At 70.0% G+C, this 16,172-nt stretch carries 23 protein-coding genes and 4 tRNA genes; 9 read left to right on the top strand and 18 right to left on the bottom strand.

All coding sequences use genetic code 11. The features are described 5' to 3' along the window. Positions 1–126: 126 nt before the first annotated feature. From J8M51_RS44555 to J8M51_RS44535, 5 genes are all read left to right on the top strand, one after another. Positions 127–792, top strand: a complete 666-nt coding sequence (locus tag J8M51_RS44555) for a hypothetical protein (RefSeq protein WP_060880789.1) — start codon at positions 127–129, stop codon at positions 790–792. Positions 793–1,232: 440 nt separating this feature from the next. Then, a complete protein-coding gene (locus tag J8M51_RS44550; protein WP_234374055.1) occupies positions 1,233–1,670 on the top strand; it encodes a hypothetical protein in 438 nt (145 codons plus the stop codon). 105 nt (positions 1,671–1,775) lie between these two features. Beyond that, positions 1,776–2,027, top strand: coding sequence for a hypothetical protein (locus J8M51_RS44545; protein ID WP_060880790.1), 252 nt, complete (start codon positions 1,776–1,778; stop codon positions 2,025–2,027). A 294-nt stretch (positions 2,028–2,321) separates the two neighbouring features. Then, positions 2,322–3,380: a hypothetical protein gene (locus J8M51_RS44540; protein WP_060880791.1), complete on the top strand. Its 1,059-nt coding sequence runs from the start codon at positions 2,322–2,324 to the stop codon at positions 3,378–3,380. Next, positions 3,377–5,062, top strand: coding sequence for a hypothetical protein (locus tag J8M51_RS44535; protein ID WP_060880792.1), 1,686 nt, complete (start codon positions 3,377–3,379; stop codon positions 5,060–5,062). Before J8M51_RS44540 ends, J8M51_RS44535 begins: the two co-directional genes overlap by 4 nt. Before the next feature lie 84 nt (positions 5,063–5,146). Here J8M51_RS44535 and J8M51_RS44530 read toward each other — a convergent pair whose 3' ends face one another. The 12 genes from J8M51_RS44530 to J8M51_RS44475 form a co-directional block, all read right to left on the bottom strand. Further along, a complete protein-coding gene (locus J8M51_RS44530; RefSeq protein ID WP_060880793.1) occupies positions 5,147–5,680 on the bottom strand; it encodes a hypothetical protein in 534 nt (177 codons plus the stop codon). A gap of 161 nt (positions 5,681–5,841) precedes the next feature. After that, the gene (locus J8M51_RS44525) at positions 5,842–6,084 is read right to left on the bottom strand and encodes a hypothetical protein (RefSeq protein ID WP_060880794.1); all 243 of its coding nucleotides are present in this window, start codon (positions 6,082–6,084) and stop codon (positions 5,842–5,844) included. Beyond that, positions 6,084–6,635: a hypothetical protein gene (locus J8M51_RS44520; protein WP_060880795.1), complete on the bottom strand. Its 552-nt coding sequence runs from the start codon at positions 6,633–6,635 to the stop codon at positions 6,084–6,086. The genes J8M51_RS44525 and J8M51_RS44520 overlap by 1 nt, the downstream gene beginning before the upstream one ends. Positions 6,636–6,832: 197 nt before the next feature. Next, the gene (locus tag J8M51_RS44515) at positions 6,833–7,048 is read right to left on the bottom strand and encodes a hypothetical protein (RefSeq protein ID WP_060880796.1); all 216 of its coding nucleotides are present in this window, start codon (positions 7,046–7,048) and stop codon (positions 6,833–6,835) included. After that, positions 7,045–7,533 (bottom strand): hypothetical protein, encoded by a 489-nt coding sequence (locus tag J8M51_RS44510; RefSeq protein ID WP_060880797.1) that lies wholly within the window; start codon positions 7,531–7,533, stop codon positions 7,045–7,047. Before J8M51_RS44510 ends, J8M51_RS44515 begins: the two co-directional genes overlap by 4 nt. A 101-nt stretch (positions 7,534–7,634) precedes the next feature. Continuing rightward, positions 7,635–7,705, bottom strand: a tRNA-Asp gene (locus tag J8M51_RS44505). A gap of 28 nt (positions 7,706–7,733) precedes the next feature. Beyond that, a tRNA-Arg gene (locus J8M51_RS44500) sits at positions 7,734–7,805 on the bottom strand. A gap of 43 nt (positions 7,806–7,848) precedes the next feature. After that, a tRNA-Glu gene (locus J8M51_RS44495) sits at positions 7,849–7,924 on the bottom strand. Positions 7,925–8,507: 583 nt separating this feature from the next. Then, complete coding sequence (locus tag J8M51_RS44490) at positions 8,508–8,843, bottom strand: hypothetical protein (RefSeq protein WP_060880798.1); 336 nt, start codon at positions 8,841–8,843, stop codon at positions 8,508–8,510. Next, a complete protein-coding gene (locus J8M51_RS44485; protein WP_060880799.1) occupies positions 8,840–9,118 on the bottom strand; it encodes a hypothetical protein in 279 nt (92 codons plus the stop codon). Before J8M51_RS44485 ends, J8M51_RS44490 begins: the two co-directional genes overlap by 4 nt. After that, the gene (locus J8M51_RS44480; RefSeq protein ID WP_060880800.1) at positions 9,118–9,771 is read right to left on the bottom strand and encodes a hypothetical protein; all 654 of its coding nucleotides are present in this window, start codon (positions 9,769–9,771) and stop codon (positions 9,118–9,120) included. Before J8M51_RS44480 ends, J8M51_RS44485 begins: the two co-directional genes overlap by 1 nt. Positions 9,772–9,939: 168 nt before the next feature. After that, positions 9,940–10,012, bottom strand: a tRNA-Ala gene (locus J8M51_RS44475). A gap of 334 nt (positions 10,013–10,346) precedes the next feature. Between J8M51_RS44475 and J8M51_RS44470 the strand changes: the two genes are divergently transcribed. Further along, a complete protein-coding gene (locus tag J8M51_RS44470; RefSeq protein ID WP_179202367.1) occupies positions 10,347–11,027 on the top strand; it encodes a hypothetical protein in 681 nt (226 codons plus the stop codon). A gap of 30 nt (positions 11,028–11,057) precedes the next feature. Here the strand turns inward: J8M51_RS44470 and J8M51_RS44465 are convergent, their stop codons facing one another. Continuing rightward, complete coding sequence (locus J8M51_RS44465; RefSeq protein ID WP_060880801.1) at positions 11,058–11,438, bottom strand: hypothetical protein; 381 nt, start codon at positions 11,436–11,438, stop codon at positions 11,058–11,060. After that, positions 11,435–11,638 (bottom strand): hypothetical protein, encoded by a 204-nt coding sequence (locus J8M51_RS44460; RefSeq protein WP_060880802.1) that lies wholly within the window; start codon positions 11,636–11,638, stop codon positions 11,435–11,437. The genes J8M51_RS44465 and J8M51_RS44460 overlap by 4 nt, the downstream gene beginning before the upstream one ends. Positions 11,639–11,867: 229 nt before the next feature. Between J8M51_RS44460 and J8M51_RS44455 the strand changes: the two genes are divergently transcribed. Further along, the gene (locus tag J8M51_RS44455) at positions 11,868–12,485 is read left to right on the top strand and encodes a DUF262 domain-containing protein (RefSeq protein WP_060880803.1); all 618 of its coding nucleotides are present in this window, start codon (positions 11,868–11,870) and stop codon (positions 12,483–12,485) included. Then, complete coding sequence (locus tag J8M51_RS44450; RefSeq protein WP_060880804.1) at positions 12,482–13,039, top strand: DUF6248 family natural product biosynthesis protein; 558 nt, start codon at positions 12,482–12,484, stop codon at positions 13,037–13,039. The genes J8M51_RS44455 and J8M51_RS44450 overlap by 4 nt, the downstream gene beginning before the upstream one ends. Before the next feature lie 73 nt (positions 13,040–13,112). Here the strand turns inward: J8M51_RS44450 and J8M51_RS44445 are convergent, their stop codons facing one another. Beyond that, entirely contained in the window at positions 13,113–13,742 is a 630-nt protein-coding gene (locus J8M51_RS44445; RefSeq protein ID WP_063817491.1) for a hypothetical protein, read from the bottom strand. Positions 13,743–14,140: 398 nt separating this feature from the next. Here J8M51_RS44445 and J8M51_RS44440 point away from each other — a divergent pair, with 398 nt between their 5' ends. After that, positions 14,141–14,701 (top strand): hypothetical protein, encoded by a 561-nt coding sequence (locus J8M51_RS44440; protein WP_234374056.1) that lies wholly within the window; start codon positions 14,141–14,143, stop codon positions 14,699–14,701. 138 nt (positions 14,702–14,839) lie between these two features. Here J8M51_RS44440 and J8M51_RS44435 read toward each other — a convergent pair whose 3' ends face one another. The 3 genes from J8M51_RS44435 to J8M51_RS44425 all read right to left on the bottom strand — a co-directional run bounded on the left by J8M51_RS44435 (position 14,840) and on the right by J8M51_RS44425 (position 15,979). Beyond that, entirely contained in the window at positions 14,840–15,097 is a 258-nt protein-coding gene (locus J8M51_RS44435) for a hypothetical protein (protein ID WP_060880807.1), read from the bottom strand. 97 nt (positions 15,098–15,194) lie between these two features. After that, positions 15,195–15,767: a hypothetical protein gene (locus tag J8M51_RS44430; RefSeq protein WP_060880808.1), complete on the bottom strand. Its 573-nt coding sequence runs from the start codon at positions 15,765–15,767 to the stop codon at positions 15,195–15,197. Between the two features lie 44 nt (positions 15,768–15,811). After that, positions 15,812–15,979, bottom strand: a complete 168-nt coding sequence (locus J8M51_RS44425) for a hypothetical protein (protein ID WP_164992629.1) — start codon at positions 15,977–15,979, stop codon at positions 15,812–15,814. Between the last annotated feature and the right edge of the window lie 193 nt (positions 15,980–16,172).

Here is a 16,172-nt window from a genome sequence, read left to right as displayed (position 1 = left end):
CAGTCGTGTGGACCATCGAACAGTGGCTCGACTTTGCCGGGCGGCTCCCTGGCGCGACGCCCTCGAGCTCGTAGCGTTCTCGGCATTCGGTGCAGGAGGCGCCGGGTGCGACCCTAGAATCCGGGCATGACTGCCGAGACCGCCCACGCCATCAGCCCGTCGGCCGAGGAGGCGTGGCGGCTGGTCGGCCACTACCTGCACCGGCTTTCTCATGAGCTCCCCGAGCAGTGGCGACTGCGTGATCACGAGGCGTCGCAGTGCCGCGAGCGGGTGTGGTCACTGCCCACCGAGAATGGGAACGACGCCCAGGTCGCGTTGTGGCTGCGGCTGTCCGACACCGAGGTGCCCTGTGACGATGCCGGATGCGCGGCGCGAGAGATGTACCTGACGAGCGACGGCAGCGGGAGTGTGCCGGTGTCCGGACCGCTGCCCGCGTTCGCCCGGCGCGAGGGCCTGGCCTACTTCGAGTACCGGACGCATCCGCACCACGGAGGGTGGGCCTGCGATGTCGACCCGGTCTCGGTGACGTGGATGTCGACGGCGCTGGCCCTGTACGGCGGGTACATGCGCATCAACTGGTTCGACATGGGCGGCGCGGACTCGATGGCAGCGGGGCACTCCCTGTGGGAGGTCTCCGCCCACCAGGTCCGTGAGATCAGCCGCTGGACGGCCATCGCCGGGCCCGACGGCGTCCGTGACGAAGGACCGACCAACCCGGGCGCAACGCCCGTCCTCCCGCTCCCGCCCGAGGTCGAGGCCAAGCGCAAGGCGGCCGCGGAAGCCCGGCGCTGACACACCGTCCCCGATCGGATAGCCGCTGTTCCCGTCCTGGCCGCGGTGGCACTCGTCGCGGTGGCCGGTGTCGCCCCCAGGGCGCTGAGCCCGAGCGTCGCCTTCCAGGGATGGGTGGTCAGTCCGTTGTCGGTCTGACGGCCGTGGCGGGGTGCTGCGGGGATTCGACTTGTTCGGCGCCGGGCGTCACACCGTGGCCCGGTCTGCTGCGGCACGGCGCTACCCGTTTACCCCGGGAGTTGGGCGGGCCGGGGAAGGCCAGAGCCTGGAGGAACTACGCACCGCGCTGGACGTCCGAATGTTCGGCGTGATTGCTCGTGCAGCAGGAAGTTCTCGCGGGTCACCGACGGCTTCCAAACGTTCGTCTTCTGCCCACCAACCCTTTGACCCTTTTAAATTGCCCTAGACGCACATTGAGAGTACATTAGTGGTTCACGGGGGTGATCTTCGACCCTCCCCCGCCCCAGTCCGGGACCAAGTTGATCACCAGCGCCCCGCAGTCCCCTCGCGAAGGAGTCACCCTGCTGTACGCCGATGAGACCAGCGCCGACGAGTTGGAAGCCGTGTACGCCCAGCGCCTGGATGTCGACCTGGAGATGGAGCAGATGCACGCCGCCGCAGATGACTGGCACGCTGTGCGCGATCTGGGCTTCTGCAACCACGGCTCCGCCGCTGGCTACTGCAATCCGCCCACGTACGAGGGGCAGGAGCTCCTCAAGCCCGGCCAGCTGATCTGCACCGCCGGGTGCAGCACGATCTTCATCAACGATGAGGACTGGTACTGCCAGACCAACGACCCGATGCTCAACCCCGTTCCCCTGCCCGGCCATCCCGCCGGTCGCTCGGCACCGGCCACCGAGCCCGAGCCGCCCCGCTGAGCGCAGAGAGCGCCCGGCCGCAGGGCCGGCACTGCTCCGCCGGTCTGCCGGCGGACCGATCTGCGTTCTCTGGAAGATCACTCGCGAAGATTCAGGAGCACTGCGATGCCCGTCACTGACCCGGCCCCCTCCGCCCCGGTCTGGTACCGGGAGGGGGACGACCGGCACGTCCTCGTCCATGTCGAGGACCCCAGCTACGCCATCGACGACGCACGGTTCGCCCGTTGCGGAAGCCTTCTTGCCGAACTGGCGCCCCCGCTCGTCGAGGGCGACGGGCGGCGCCTGTGCCGCACGTGTGGACTCGGTGACGACGAGCTCGGCACCACTCGGACCTCGTTCCACCGCATCCACGCCTGATCCCCCGGGCCTTCCCGGTCCCGGGGGCTATCGGCGTCTGGACACGGCAGGGGCGCCTCCTCCGAGGGAACTTCCCGGAGACAGGCGGCACGGGGCTACGTCGTCCGGCTACGCTGGGCGCGGCGCGTCCCAGGGGGCGCGCGCCCAACGGCGTGACCCACCAGCGGCCGTGCGGGCGAACCGCGCCAGTGCGCGGCCCCGGAGAGCAGACGAAGTGTTCGCGCCCGGCCTGTCGGTCCTGTTGGCGCGCCGAGGTGGGCGGTGCGGTCCGCAGGATCGCGTCAGGAGAGCGCCGTGTCCCATACCCGTCGCACGTCCCCCACCCACTTCTCGCGCATCGCCCGTCGTCTCGACTACGAGACAGGCATGGGCTATCAGAAGGCCCTGTCCGCCGTGCAGGACAAGGCCGACCAGTTCATGCAGCAGGGCCCGCGTCTGGACGGTGCCGGCTGCGACATGGCGCTGCGGATGCTGCTGCGCCAGGACCTCGAGTTCTGGGGGCCGGGGATCGGGGCGCACATGTGGCCGCAGATCTACCACCCGGTCTCGATGACGCTGTTGCATTCCGGTCTGTGTCAGGAGGCCATCGACGCGGCACAGCGGGCCCGCGACCAGGGACAGCCGGAGCCCCGCGGCAGCGAGTACGACCCGTCCTTCCTCGCCGCGGCCGGTGTCGAGCCCTTGGACTACGAAGGCACCGCGGACGACGACTGGGACGACGAGCCCGAGGAGATCGACCCGGCACTCCTGGAGGCGATCGACGAGCCCGACCGGTGGAAACGCCATGTGCTCGCCCAAGGAGTACGGGCCCGCTTCCGTCTGCCGGCCGCGCATCTACTGCCGCCGGCCGCCCGCCAGGAACTGCTCGGTCTCGCACCCGGCGAGTCGGCCGTGCGCCTGGAGCAACTGATCGCGGAGCGGCCCGCGGCGGCTGAGGCGTACGTCTGGCGGGCCGAGCTCGCCCTGGCCGACGCCCGGGAGCACGGATCCGGCCGGAGGCGCGGCGCGTTGATGGAAGCGCGGCGCTGGTACGAGTGCGGCCTCGCCGTGGCCGAGGTCCCGCTGCACTTCCCGATGTACGGCGGCTCCTTCGACACCGGTCCGGTGCTGCTGTGGCGGGAGGAGTCAAACAGGCCCCTGCTGCGCTCGCTGTACGGGCTCGCGCTGGTCGCGCATCGGCAGAAGCGGTGGAACACCGCGGAGATGATCCTGATGAGGCTGCTGTACCTCGACCCGGATGACGAGCAGCAGGCCGGCACCCTGCTGAAAGAGGTCCGGGCAGCCGCTGGAATCGTCCAGCCGGGCGAGGACGGCCGCGGCGTTTCCGGCGTGGGCGAGGGGGCGGGCGCGTGACGTCGGAGTGGAACAAGCGCGAGCGGCTCCATGCGCTGCGGGCGGTGGACACCATGACGGCACTCCTCAGCGTCCCGGCAGGGCGTGGTGCGGCTGGTCGGCTCGTCGTCGGGCGTGTGCTGAGCGGTGTGCTCGAGGCCCTGGTGGATGGGGACCTGGAGGAGGAGGCCGAGCGCGCCGAGGCCGCGGTCCGGTCCCTGACCGACACGGACATGGCGAGTGAGGCGGCCACCCGGAACTGGATCGTACGGACCTTGCGCAGCCGGAGTGACGAGAGCAATGGGGATCTCTTCGTCGGCGAGCGAGGATGGGTCGATCCGGTCGAGCACGATGTCTGGGCGCTGCTCGCCCTCGGCCCTCTGGCGCGCCGCATCCGGCTCTGGTCGACGACGCTGAAGAGGGCCGCGCCCGAGCTGGGCGCGACGATCGGGGTCCGCGCGCACCAGGTGAGGCACTGGGCGTCCGGGAACTCGGTGCCCAGCTCGCTGCACCGGGAGGCGCTCGCGCGCTCCCTCGGTGTCCATCCGGCCTGGCTGGCCGCCGAGCGCGACCACAGTGCGGATGTGGACCTGTATCTCTACGACGGGCGGTGCCCGTGCGGGTCCGAGGCGGGTTTCACCCGTGGTCCGGTCGGCGGGCGGGGATTTGGCGATGTCGGTCCGGGCGGAGGCGTTGCGTGGTGCAACGGCTGCGGACAGCCTCTTCTGCCCGCGGGCCAGGCGACGCTGCTTGCGCTGCCGCTGATGCGGGAGACCGCCCCGCCGGACCGGTGGCCTGCCTCCATGGACTTCCGGGCCGTGTACGTCCGTGACGACCGGGATCTGGCCGCGCCATGGCCGCACGGGCTGTGGTGCCCAGGTGACACGACTCGCGAGCGCGGGCCGGTTCGCGTTCCGGGCCCGCTGACGGAGCCGCCGCGCACTCCGCCCGCTCCTCCCGCCGGAGCGGTGCGTCCTCGGGTTCCGGCCCCTCGACGGCGAGCGGGGAAGCCGGGGCCCGTGCCGAAGGGCGGGGTGGAGCGGACGGGCGTCGAGAAGATCCAGGCGTTCGTGCAGTGGGTCGGCGGTGGCCGGCGGCTGACCGGTAAGGGGCACCTCAAGATTGCCGACGCCCGTGCGCTGATCGAGGCCTTGGACACCGGCGACGTGTGGAATCCGGTCGAACACGGCTACCAGCACAAGACCCGCTCGAGCATCGAGATGCATCACCTGCAGCGGCTGCTCACCTGGACCACGGCCGCCGGGATCCTGCACGTCGACGGTGATTTCCTGCTGCCGGTGAACGACAGCCTCCGTCTCACCGACCATCTGCCGGCCCTGCAGAGGGCCCTGGCCGACGCCCTCGTCGACGTCGCTCTCATTGTGCTGTGGTGGCCGCTGGTTCTCTCCCCGCTCAGCGAGCGGAACGAGTTGGAGCACGCGCTCACCGTGATGTGGCGCCAGCTGGGGAACGCCGACGGCCCGGTTCCGGCGAGCGCGCTCGGCGACGCGGTGTGGGATGCGATCGGCAAGAGCGAGTACGGCGAGGACCTCTTCGCCGACCCCAAGGGTGCTGAGCAGGCCATGCGGCGCGACCTCCCCAGCGTGCTGCAGCTGTGCCAGGACGTCGGCCTGGTCCATCTCCGCGACGGCGACCCGGCCCCCACGCCGTTCGGCCGCTCCCGGCGGTGGGCGTACGCGTGAACCCCACCGGCTTCACTCGCCGGGCGACAGGTGGTCCGGGGAACGGGCATCAGGGCCCTTCGAGGCCCCCGGTCGGGGCCAGGCTCAGGCCACCGGGTCCTGCCATCGCAGCCCGGCGTCTCGAATCTGGCGCACTACGGCGAGGGACGCTTCGCTCAGCTCCGCCGTGTCTCCGCGCGACTCCTTGGTGAGCTGCTCGACGAGCCGCGCCACACGTTGCCGGGGAAAGATCCTTCCCACAGCGCTGCGAGACCCCGCAAGGCAGTCGCCGAGGTCGTCCACGGCCCTCTTCACCGTGTGGGCGTCGCCTTCCGCATGGGCGTACTCCACCGCGCGGGCACTGACAACGAGGCGGCGGCTCACCCGGCGGATCTTGGCGACGCAGCGCTGCGCCGCAATGGCGTTGAGGACGGCGAGCAGCAGCGCGAGGGCGAACAGGACCTCACCGTCCTCGCCGAGCTCGGCGATCGACCGCGCCCCGGCGACGATGAAGTTCACGGCGATCACGGCGCAGAGGCCGGCCGGGCCGAAGGCGCCGACAGCGAGGTTCGCCCCCCAGACGTTCGCCCCGTCTTCTTCCCGCGCCGGAGCGGTGTGTGCCTGATCAGTGGTCTCCATGGCTCCCCCTTGCCTGATACTGCCGACTCCTTGATGGCGACCCGGTTGATGGTGCGCTCGCGGCAGCGCTTCGCCTCGGTGGCGCCGCGCGGCTGAATCGCCTGTCCGGATCGGATCATCCCATCCGGGCCGCCTCAGCCGGGCAGGCGCCGGTGGGCGGATCAGTGCCTCTGCCTGCGCGTTCGCTTCTCGGCGCGGGCGCCCAGCCACACCTCGTACGCAGCCGCGGGCCGCGTCACGGCCAGGGCTGCGAAGAGAGCCCATTCGCGCCACCGGCTGGCGATCCACCGCCGGTGGTTGCGCGGCAGGGTCAGGTCCTCGACCCACAGGCCGAAGCGCGCCCAGGGCCGCAGGCGTCCCACGGCGTAGCCCAGGGCGAGTACGGCGATGAGGGCGAGGCTCATCACGCCGAGCCGCCGGGGAACGGATGCGCCTGGATCAGCTCGCGGATCTGTCGTATCGACGGAGCGTCGTGCCAGCTCGGCCGGCTCGGGGTACGAGCGATGCCCGCCCCTGCCCGGCGCGCTGAACCCGGAACGCAGCTCCAGGTCAGCTGGTAGCGCCACTGGGTGCCGCGCGCAGGCTCGTCGGAGGGGGTCGTGTCGCGTCCGATCACGATGCTCAGTCGCATCTCATCGGTGCCGTGCGGCGTCCACGCCACCGCCGAGCGCCAGCCGTGGTCTTCGGCATGCGCCAGCAAGTCACGGACCGTTTTGGGCAGTTCCCAGCCCGGCGGGGTGATAGCGGCCAGTTTGCGCTCCGCCTGCGCGAGTTCGTCCTGGGTTCGCTGAGCGATCGCCTTCCACTGGGCGTGCCCCTGGCGGGCGACGTCCAGGTTCCACTCGGCTGTGCGCAGCCTGCGCATGAGCTCCAGGGGCGACAGGTCGCGGTACTTCTCGAACGCCTGCGCTTCCTCGGCCGTTGGCGGCTGGTCGCGGTACTCGACGCGCTCCACGGAGCCATCGGGGTAAAGGACCCTCTTCACTCCGGAGAGCGGATACTGCGCGGCGATGGGATGACCTCCTTCGGATCGGTGCGGTCGGCCGGCTGCAACCGGGGACCGGTCAAGGCCGACGTGACTCGGGGGATGCTGCACAGCGGGGCGCCGGCGTCACCGGATCGCCTGCTGCACGATGTGGGTGCTCGTGGGCTTCAGGAGCCGACCGGCTTGCTGCGGACGTAGCACGCGCACGGGCCGTCCGGCTCGCAGTGGTGGTGAATCTCGCGCTTCGCCTGCCAGTTCATCGGCTGCTCGCCCGCCTCCTGGCGCTGGCCGCAGCGGCAGTAGCTGCGCTCAAGCAGGGGGTTGTAGGTGACGTAGGGGTGGTGGCGTTCTTCGCACCAGGTCTTCGTCGCCTGCGTGGTCACTGCTCGCCGACCTGGCGAAGGTGGTGCCCCACGGGGCGGAGGGCGCTGGCGGCGACCAGCACGGGCAGCGTGAGGGTGGCGTCGGCGACAGCTCCGGCGCGGACCGTCAAGCGCTGGGTGGCGCCGTGCGCGCGTTCGGTGAACCGGCCCTCGCGGACGCTCCGGCCCAGCGAGGTCTGGACAGTGAACGGCGAGAAGTAGACGCCGGCGCGGTTCACCAGCACCTCGCGCATCACCGTGACCGGAACCCCGGCGATCGCCACCGTGGCGATGTCGCCTGCCACGTCGATCCGGACGTGCCCCGGCTCCGTGTCCGGGAGGGCGGGCAAGGCGCAGCCGAGGGTGCTGTACGGGTTGTCGTCTCCGCCGCGCAGGCCCAGGGCAGGCAGTGCCTCGCGGAGGAGGGCGGCCGTGCTGATGCGGTAAGCGTCGCGTGCTGCCCACCAGGCGAGTTCGCTCGACGACAGGTTGAATGCGTGCGTCATGGGGCCCTTCGGGGCTGGCGGCGTGCGTGATTCGGTGGCACGCGTTGGTGAACAGCGGCTTCGAGGTGCCGACAGCGGGATCGTGGCCACGGCCGGACCAGCGCCTCTGCGGGGACTCGAACCCCGTTCGCCGAGTCGACAACTCGGCGTCCTACCCATGAACGACAGAGGCTTGTTCTTCCCCGGGACCGGGGGTGGTGTGCTCCTGCGAGGATTCGAACCTCGATTCCCGGCTTCGTAGGCCAGTGCCCTATCCGTTGGACGACAGGAGCCGCGCACGTCTGGTGACGTACTGGTGTGTTCGGTGCGTGTGCGTACCCTCGGCGGGATTCGAACCGGCGATCTCCCCGGTGAGAATGGGGCGAGATGAGCCGTGCTACTCCACGAGGGCATTCCGCCGGCGGCCGGGGACTAGATCAGGTAGGGCCCACGGGGGCTTGCCCATCGCCTTCCCCGGCCGACGGCCGGGCCGCCGTTGGCCCCTCCCCAGGAGCCGCGAGCGACGCGTGTCAGTCAGGCGGGATCCGCTGGGGAAGCGTCACCTGCCTGCCGACACGTCGTGGACGGGCGGGAATCGAACCCGCGACCACCCCAAACGGGGTCTCTGCCACTGAGCTACCGTCCCGAGGAAGACGTCTCCTCCTCTTCAACCCGACCGGGGATCAGCCGGTCAGGTCCGTGTGGCGTGCTGGCCTGCGCCCTCCGGATCTGAGCCGGTGAGGGCGAAGGGCCAACACTTCGCGACCCGAGGGGAGTTGAACCCCTGCCCCAGATGCCTCCAGGGCCGCTCCTGTAGCGCGAGCCTGCCGTGCGACGCGGATCGGGCCCTCTCCGCTCCGTACGGCGCCTGCGGGGTTGACCACCCCACTGACTCTTCTAATTTACCCCACTCGGAGCCGTGCGTCAACTTTTTAGCGTCATCCGGTCTGTTGGATTCTCCGGTGGAGATGCTGGTGGGGCCGAGTGGTGCGGGGCTAGCTCAGGTCGTACACGAACAACCAACCGGGCTCTACAGGCTCGACGTGCCCCACGAATGCGGCGGCCCGCCGGACGGCCTCGTCGCGCTCGGGCGACGGGATGAAGTCGCGTACCGACTTGCAGCTGCCGGGTGCGAAGCCCACGACAGCGGCCCCGATGACCACCCGAGATGGGTCCCGGTCTCCAGAGACGGTGAAGAGCTGCACGTCTTCGGCGTCACCGGCCGGCCCCTGAGTGCGGCGCAGGTCCTCCAGACGGTCATAGACGTGCAACCAGTCCGCTCCGGGCAGCTCGGCGCCGTACACGGCAAGGAACGAGTGGTCGAGGCTCATCGCGGCTCCTCCGATCCGATCTCCCGGTTCCGCCGGGTGCGGGGCTGCGGACTGACGCCGCCGCCAGCGGGTTCGTCACCGCGGCCTTCGCAGTCGGGGCAGTCGTCGTCGCAGCGCTCCTCGGTGCCGAGGTCGTGGACGCGGCAGCGCATGCAGGGCTCGCGGGTGAACGTGACCTCGCCGTCTTCGTACGTCTCGCCGATGTAGTCGTCGACGGCGGTGCCCTGCGGTTCGCGGCAGTGGCCGCAGTTGACTTCTCCCTCGCGGTACAGCATCAAGCCGCCTCCGCAGCACGGCGGGCCTGCAGGTCGCGTACGACGGCGGCGACGTACTCGGGGTCGCTGGTGTCGTCGTCGACGAACTCGGCGTGCACGCGGGCGACCATCTCGGCGATGTCCTCGACGTCCGCCTCGAAGTCGGACCGGTCCCACACGTCGTAGGCGCACCCGAGGAACCCCTGCGCGTACGCGTCCGCCGCATTACGGGCATGGCCGGTCCAGAAGTAGCGCGACCAGTCATCAGAGCGGATGCCCTTGATGTCGTACTCGTCGCCGGTGATCTTCACACCCTTGAGCGCGTAACCGCGCGTCCAGGCGTCCGCGTCGGTCTCGCCGATGAAGTCGGACGACACCCACATCACGGAGTACACGGGACGGTTCCACGCCCTGTACTGGGCGTCGGTGGCGAGGTAGCGGTGACGGCCCTTGCGGGCGCTGCGGGCCGTGACGCCGACCTTGCCCCACTCACGGGCGGACAGGTTGACGAGGCGACCTTCGAATTCGAGGTGCAGGATGGCCTCGTGAGCGGCGCTCCACTCCTCGGAGTTGGTCTCGTCGGCGATGGCGCGGGCGATGTCCCAGTGCGTCGCAGGGGCGTCCTGGATGCTCATCCATGCGTAGGCTGCTTCGGCGAGCGTGGAGTTGGGCAAGTGCGGGGTCCTCACGGTGCGTTGCGGACTGAGTGGATTTCGATGCGGGGCGACTGCTGCGGACACGTCTCGTGGACGCCAGCTCGGGTCGCAGGTGCGACCTCGGCGTATTGAGACCGGCTCAACACGCCCCGACGGCGCGCGGCTGCCCTACGGGTGGCAGCCGCCTGGCGGCCCGAGGGGAGTTGCACCCCTGTCCGTCCCCCGGCGTGGGGGCCGCTCTACTGCTGAGCTACGGGCCTGCCGGACAGTTCGAATCGGCCGCTCCTTGCTGTCCGGCGCCATGGAGGTCGATCACCCCCCTTGACGTTATTAAGTTTACCGCAAGTGGGGGCCTACGTCAATTTAATAGGGTCACTCTCGATAGGGCTGACGCCTTGTAAGACGCCGTCACCTTGCGAGGGATCGCCCGCGGAAGCAGCCGCTGTACGGACCGCGATCAGGAACGGCCTGCACCGACGTGCTGCCGGCGGCGCGTCCGCCCCTCTCCCGGGCCGGAAGCAATGAGACTGCTTCAGACGGTTCTGTCCGGTTCAGGCCGCCCAGCCACGGCGGCCGGAGGAGAAAGGAATCCCATGGCGCGACGAACCGAGTACGACGAGGGCCAGGCCGCGAAGCGGCTGAAGGTCCCGGTGGCCTCATTCCGGTGGGCGCGGCAATCCGGGCTCGTCCCGGCGCCGGATTCCTCAGACCACCGGTGGTCGTGGACGGCAGTGGACGCGATGGACAGCGAAGCGATCCGGGCGGCCCTTCCACACGCACCGATCTCCGGCCGCGCCGCGGCGGACCGGATCGCCCTGGCCCTCGGCACCCCGAACGTGCCCGGCGAGAAGGCGCGGGTCACGTCGTTCGTCGTCCGCAGGTTGGTCGACCTTCAGCTGCTCACCGATCTCAGCGCGAATCCCGACGGGTCCCTGATCAACCCCGATCAGGTCGATGCCGTCTGCGCTCGCGACGACCTCGCCGAGCTCGTTGCCGCCAACATGCCGCTCGGCCCTGATCAGGCCGCCACGCGGCTGTCCGTGCGGCGGACCGACTTCGACCACATGCTGCGGCTGGGGTGGATCAAGCCGGCCGATGCCATCGAGGCGCGATTCGGCACCTCGCGGGCGGGCGCGGTCGACGTCAGCCTGTTCCGCACCAGCGACGTCGACGACCTGCCGGCCGCGCACCCCGAGGCCGAATGGGCCGCTCTGCGCGCCCTCGGCAAGGGGCAACGCTCGCTACTCGCCTCGCTGCCTGCCGGCACCGCCTGATCGCAGCGGCCGGCGGCAGCAGGGGCCGAGTCAGGTCGTCCAGGACCGAAGAGAGCGGGCGACCCCGCGCAGGTCTTCCTCGCCCGCTCGGACCGCTCCCGCGAGGGACCACAGTTCATCCGGCTTGACCGCGACGGCGTGCCCGGACATCTGGAGGTAGGCGTCGGCGGCCGCGTAGCCGACGACGAGGTTGTAGTCCTCGAAGGGGCGCAGGACCAGGGCGTGGTGCAGGAACGTGGCCGCTCGGGAGGCGGCGTCCTCGTAGTACGGCTGCCCGGCGATCTGCTCGTGCCGGTGCGCGCTGCCGGTCCAATGGAGTGCACCCCAGTCGGCGATGCCGATGTTCCTGGGGGCGGCCTCCTCCTGGATGGCGAGGAGCCACCCAGGGTCGACGTAGACGATCGGGCTCACCGCATACCCTCGGGCGCATCCTTCACGGCCTCCAGAGCCGTGGGGACGGCAGTGCGCGCAGCGGTGAGGAAGCGCTCCTTGTTGGCGGAGTCGATCAGCGTCCGCTTGGCCCAGGAGCGGGTGGACATGCCCAGGCGCTGGGCATGCTCGTTCACCCCGGACAGCTCCTCTTCGCTGAAATCCACAGAGATTTTCGGCATGCACCCACCGTACAGCGCAATGCCTCCACGCGTGGAGGCATTGGTGGAGGCATAGCGAACTCTCCTGCAGCGCCTCACCGGTCACTGCACGCCGAGGATGCGCTGACGCTGTTAACTTGCCCTAAACCCCCTTGTTGAGTACATTGGATATATCAACGGTGTTCCGCGCCGCCGCAGCGCGCCACGTCACCGAGCCCGCCGCCGATTCCTGACCCTCGGGGAGCCGTCCATGACTCGTCAGACCAGTCGCCCGCTTGAGCACCACAACCTGCGGACCTCGGATCGCTCGCCCCGCGAGATCGCCACGAGCTTCCGCGACACCTTCGGGCTCGATCTCGCTCCGGACTACCAGCGCGGGGACGTGTGGACGGAGGACCAGCGCATCGCGCTCATCCGGTCGTGGCTGACGGGGACGCCGACCGGCGTGGTGATCCTGAACGACCGCACCACACCCGAGTGGAAGGAAGCCAACGGCTACGACCCGACGGACCGGGGCGAGGCCATGTACGCGTGCATCGACGGCCGGCAGCGCATCACCACCGCCTACCGCTGGTACGACGATGAACTGGCCGTTCCCGCCAGCTGGTTCCCTGCTGCCGACGTGACCGCTACCGAGGAAACCGCGGACGGCGCCTACGTCCGTATCTCGGGGCTGAGCAAGCCGGCCCGGCTGAAGTTCGCCAACCGCGCGCACCTGTCCGTCGCGATGGCCAAGGTCGCGACGGTCGCCGACGAGGCCGAGATCTACCTCCTGGTCAACGGCGGCGGCACCCCGCAGAGCGGCAGCGACATGGACAACGCGGCCCGTGTCGCGACGAAGGCGGGCTCGCCCCGGGCGGCCCGGTGACCGGCCCCGTCCGGCGCCCTCAGCGCCGGCTGTCCGAGGCCGAGCGCGAAGTCGTGCGCGGGGTGCAGAGCCTCCCCTTCCACCGCATGCTTCACCTCGGCCTCGTCGACCCGGTGCCCAATCCGTCCCCGATGAGCGAGGACGAGGGCGCCTGGGTCCGCGAGTACGTCTGGCCGGGGTTCTTCCATCAGATCGACGACGGGTACGCCTTCGGATTCTGGCGTTGGGCCTTCTGCGAGCGCGGCACCTGCTGGAACTGTCTGGCCGGACGCTGCGAGTGGTGCATGCACCGCCAGAAGGGCGGTCCCGACGCATGCGACAACGCCGAGTCCGTGCACAACCAGCACGGGCGGACCGTCGCCAAGTTCATCCCTCGCCCCGGAGGTGAACCGTGCGTGTGGTGGTGCCGGTGCCCCTGCCTGAAGATTGACGAGCAGACCGAGCAGCCGCCCGCGGACCCGGATCGGACCGCTGCGACGACTCCCCGGAACGACTCGCGCCGGGTCTGCTCCGGAAGCGGCCCCAGCGGCCAGGAACCTCTGCCCGGCCTGTAGAGCTCACTCCCGGGTAAGCGCAGGCGGCCACGGATGGCACCGTGGCCACCGGGGACCCGCGGAGCCGCTGCTCCTACTCCTTGGCCTGGTCCGCCGCAGTGGCCGTGGCACGCTCGCCGTCCTGAACCTGCTGCAGCCGCTTGAGCGTGGCTGCCAGGACATCCTGGGCGCCGGTGCTGTCCCCGGCGGCACCGTCGATCTTCACCCTGACGTTGACGTTGCCCGAGCGGCTGAAGGCGTAGAGGGTGCCCTCGCTGCGGCCGGGATTGGCGACGAGCACGGACTCCTCCCCCACGGTCTTCTTGAGGTCCTGCTCCTTGTCGGTCTCCTTGCCCCTCCACGCCGCGTACGCGTCCTTGGAGTTCGCGGCCGTGTCGTACAGGCAGATCGAGACGTCCAGCATGTTGTCCGTGGAGCCGTTGTGGGCGAACCAGGCGGAGCCGCCTCGTACCCATCCCTTGGGTGCGGTGGTGCTGCCCGATGCCGTGCAGTACGTGCCTTCCTTTGTCACGCGCTTGCCCTTGTAGGGCTCCCACCCCGAGATCACGTCCCCGGCGCCTGGCAGCGCCTGCGATATCTCGCCCTGCGAGAGCTGCTCGGTGATCGGCTTGTCCGACTCCTCCCCCGAGCTGTCCGACGAGCAGGAGGTGAGAGCGGCGAGACCCAGGAAGACGACGACGGCTGCGGTACCTGTGCGTGACATGCGCACACCCTAGATCGTTGCGGATCTACCCATCCCAGGAGCCATTCGAGTGTGACCGGAATCGCCCCCGTCGCACTGCGAAGCGACCGTGCCGCGGGTCGAACCTCCGCCGAGTGGGCGTCGGCATCATCTCCAGCTCGCGCCATGCGGCCGGGGCTACTGGCGAACGCCCAGGTTTCGGTGCGGACTCTGTCCACAGAGGGACCGTTCGAGCATCGGCGCGCGGCCGTGATGAGCCGCGCCGATGTGCTCCGAATCGCCTGGCGGCGACCGGAGCGTACCTACTCGAGCAGGAGGCCCTGATGGGCAGGTTCAGGCCGAAGAAGCAGCGTCACAGCCGATTCCAGGTCGACGGGAGCCCGGTGGGGCAAGCCGACTTTGCGTCCCACGTTACTGCGGTGGCCGACACGATCGACGACCACGGACGGGTGCTCTTCTGGGACGACCCTGCGCTGCAGCTCGGCCAGGTCGCCAGTGGATTCGATCTCGCTTCCGGCGCCGTGACGGTCGATGCCGGTGAGACCGGCCAGTTGCCGGCGGCGTTGTTCGAGCCGGAGCGAGCGTTGATGATGCGTATCCCCGGTCAGCCTGACCGGGAGCAGCAGGCTGAAGTCGCGATCGAGCTGGGCATGGGCCGGTTCGGCCTCGGGTTCGCCGCATTGCGCCCGGCGCCCGGCTGGGCCCTGCACCGGCTCGTCGACGAGCAGTTGGAGCTTCGGAGCCCCAATGGAGAGGCGTTCTCCCGGATCGCGGTGCCGCTCAATCCCGCCTGGATCTCTGCCGCCGTGTCCACGGGGTTCGTCCTGTGCCTCTACGGGATCCAGCTCGGCGTGCGTACGCCGCCGGGGATGCCGGCGGAGCAGTACACGGACCAGAAGCGGCTGGAGGAGTTCCGCCGAGGTCGCGGACTGGGGTTCACGGCCGCTGGCCTCGTTTCCTATGTGAACAACCGCGGCTGAGGGTTGTGCGCCGCCCGTCGTCGAGACGGGCGGCGCACCGGCTACGCGGAGCTTCTTGTGAGGCGCTGGTCCGGGTCGCGCGGGGCCGGTGCCGGGCCCCCGTCCCGGCGTCACCCCGGTGACACCTCTCGGCGGGGATCAGTGCGGCGCCAGGAGGTCAGCTCCTCCGCGGGAGCACGTCTGTGCGGTGAGAGAGTCCACGCGCACGCTGACCGTGAGATTGCCGTCCGCGGTCCGGCGGAAGACGGGGGCAGCCTCCTCCGTGTTCACCTCGACGGACAGTCCGCCGTCATCGGTGATGTAGGCGGCAATGCGGAGGCCGGCGAGGGCCAGGATGGGCACCGCCTCGCCGGGGGCGTCAGGGTCGGGCGGCAGGTAGAACGCGGCCTGGTGCATCTCGTGGATGAGTCCGGGGTTCAGGTGGGGCTCCTTCTTCAGGTGAATGCGGCCGGGGGCGGTGGCCGTCCGCGGGTCGATGATGTGTCGGGACGGCTCAGTCGGAGTCGGGCGAGGCGGGGCGCTGAAGCGAGCGCGCCCACGCATCGGCCAGGCGGCGGATGCCTGCCAGGGCGTCGTTCAGCGCGGCAGGCGAGATGCCGCCGGGACCGGTGTGCTCCATGAGCAGTTCCCGGAGGTCTCGGTCGAAGACGTCATCGGCCTCGGCGCGCGAAGCGCTCTGTGCGTCGGCTTCCCGGAGGGCGCAGGGGCGCCGGATGGGGCGCGCGAGTGCCTCCTTCCACACGGCGACGGCCGTACCGAGTCCGTGCTGGGCGACGAGGCGGTCCCAGAGGGAAGGGAAGGGGGCCTCCACCCCCTGCTCGTCGTCGTCCATCAGCGCCAGGACCGTGTCGGATTCGGCGTCCAGGAGCGGCAGGTGAGGCATTTCGGACGCGAAGGGGGCGACCTCCGCAGTGGCGGAAGCCTGTTCCGGGATGGTGGTGCGCCGGGTCAGGGAGGTACGGATCGCGTTGGCTGCGTCCGGGGTGGGGATGGGGCCGATCCGGGTGACTCCTCCGTCTGCCCTCGTGATGATGACCGCGAGCGGCGCGGCTGAGGTAGTGGTCACGGCCTCTCCAGAGGTGGGCGTGCTTCGGGCTGGGGCGTTCGCGGTCATCCGGCGGTGGATGAGAAGCGGATGGCCGCCTTCTTCGCCGCGCGCCGGTTGCGCTGGCGCTTCGGGCCGCCCGCGTGAGCGCCGCTCGCTCCTGAGCGGCGCAGGTTCTGGGTGGCAACGGCGTGGGCGCGGTTGCGGGTGTAGTCGCTCAGACGGGGCTTCATCGGGGGTTCCTTCCTGGTCAGCGATCCGAACGGGTAATCACTAATTTACCTCTAACCCCTCCATGTGTCAAGTTATTAGGGTCACAGTAAAGGGTCGCCAACGTCGTGTGACGCTATTAACTTGCCACACACCCCTTACTCGCGTACTTTAGCGTTCTGCGGGGTGATCGCCTCGCGGAACTCAACGCCGGAC

This window comes from Streptomyces griseiscabiei (genome assembly GCF_020010925.1).
Taxonomy (GTDB): Bacteria; Actinomycetota; Actinomycetes; order Streptomycetales; family Streptomycetaceae; genus Streptomyces; species Streptomyces griseiscabiei.
The sequence above is the reverse complement of the archived record's forward strand: the minus strand, read 5'-3'. Positions and strand labels throughout refer to the sequence as shown.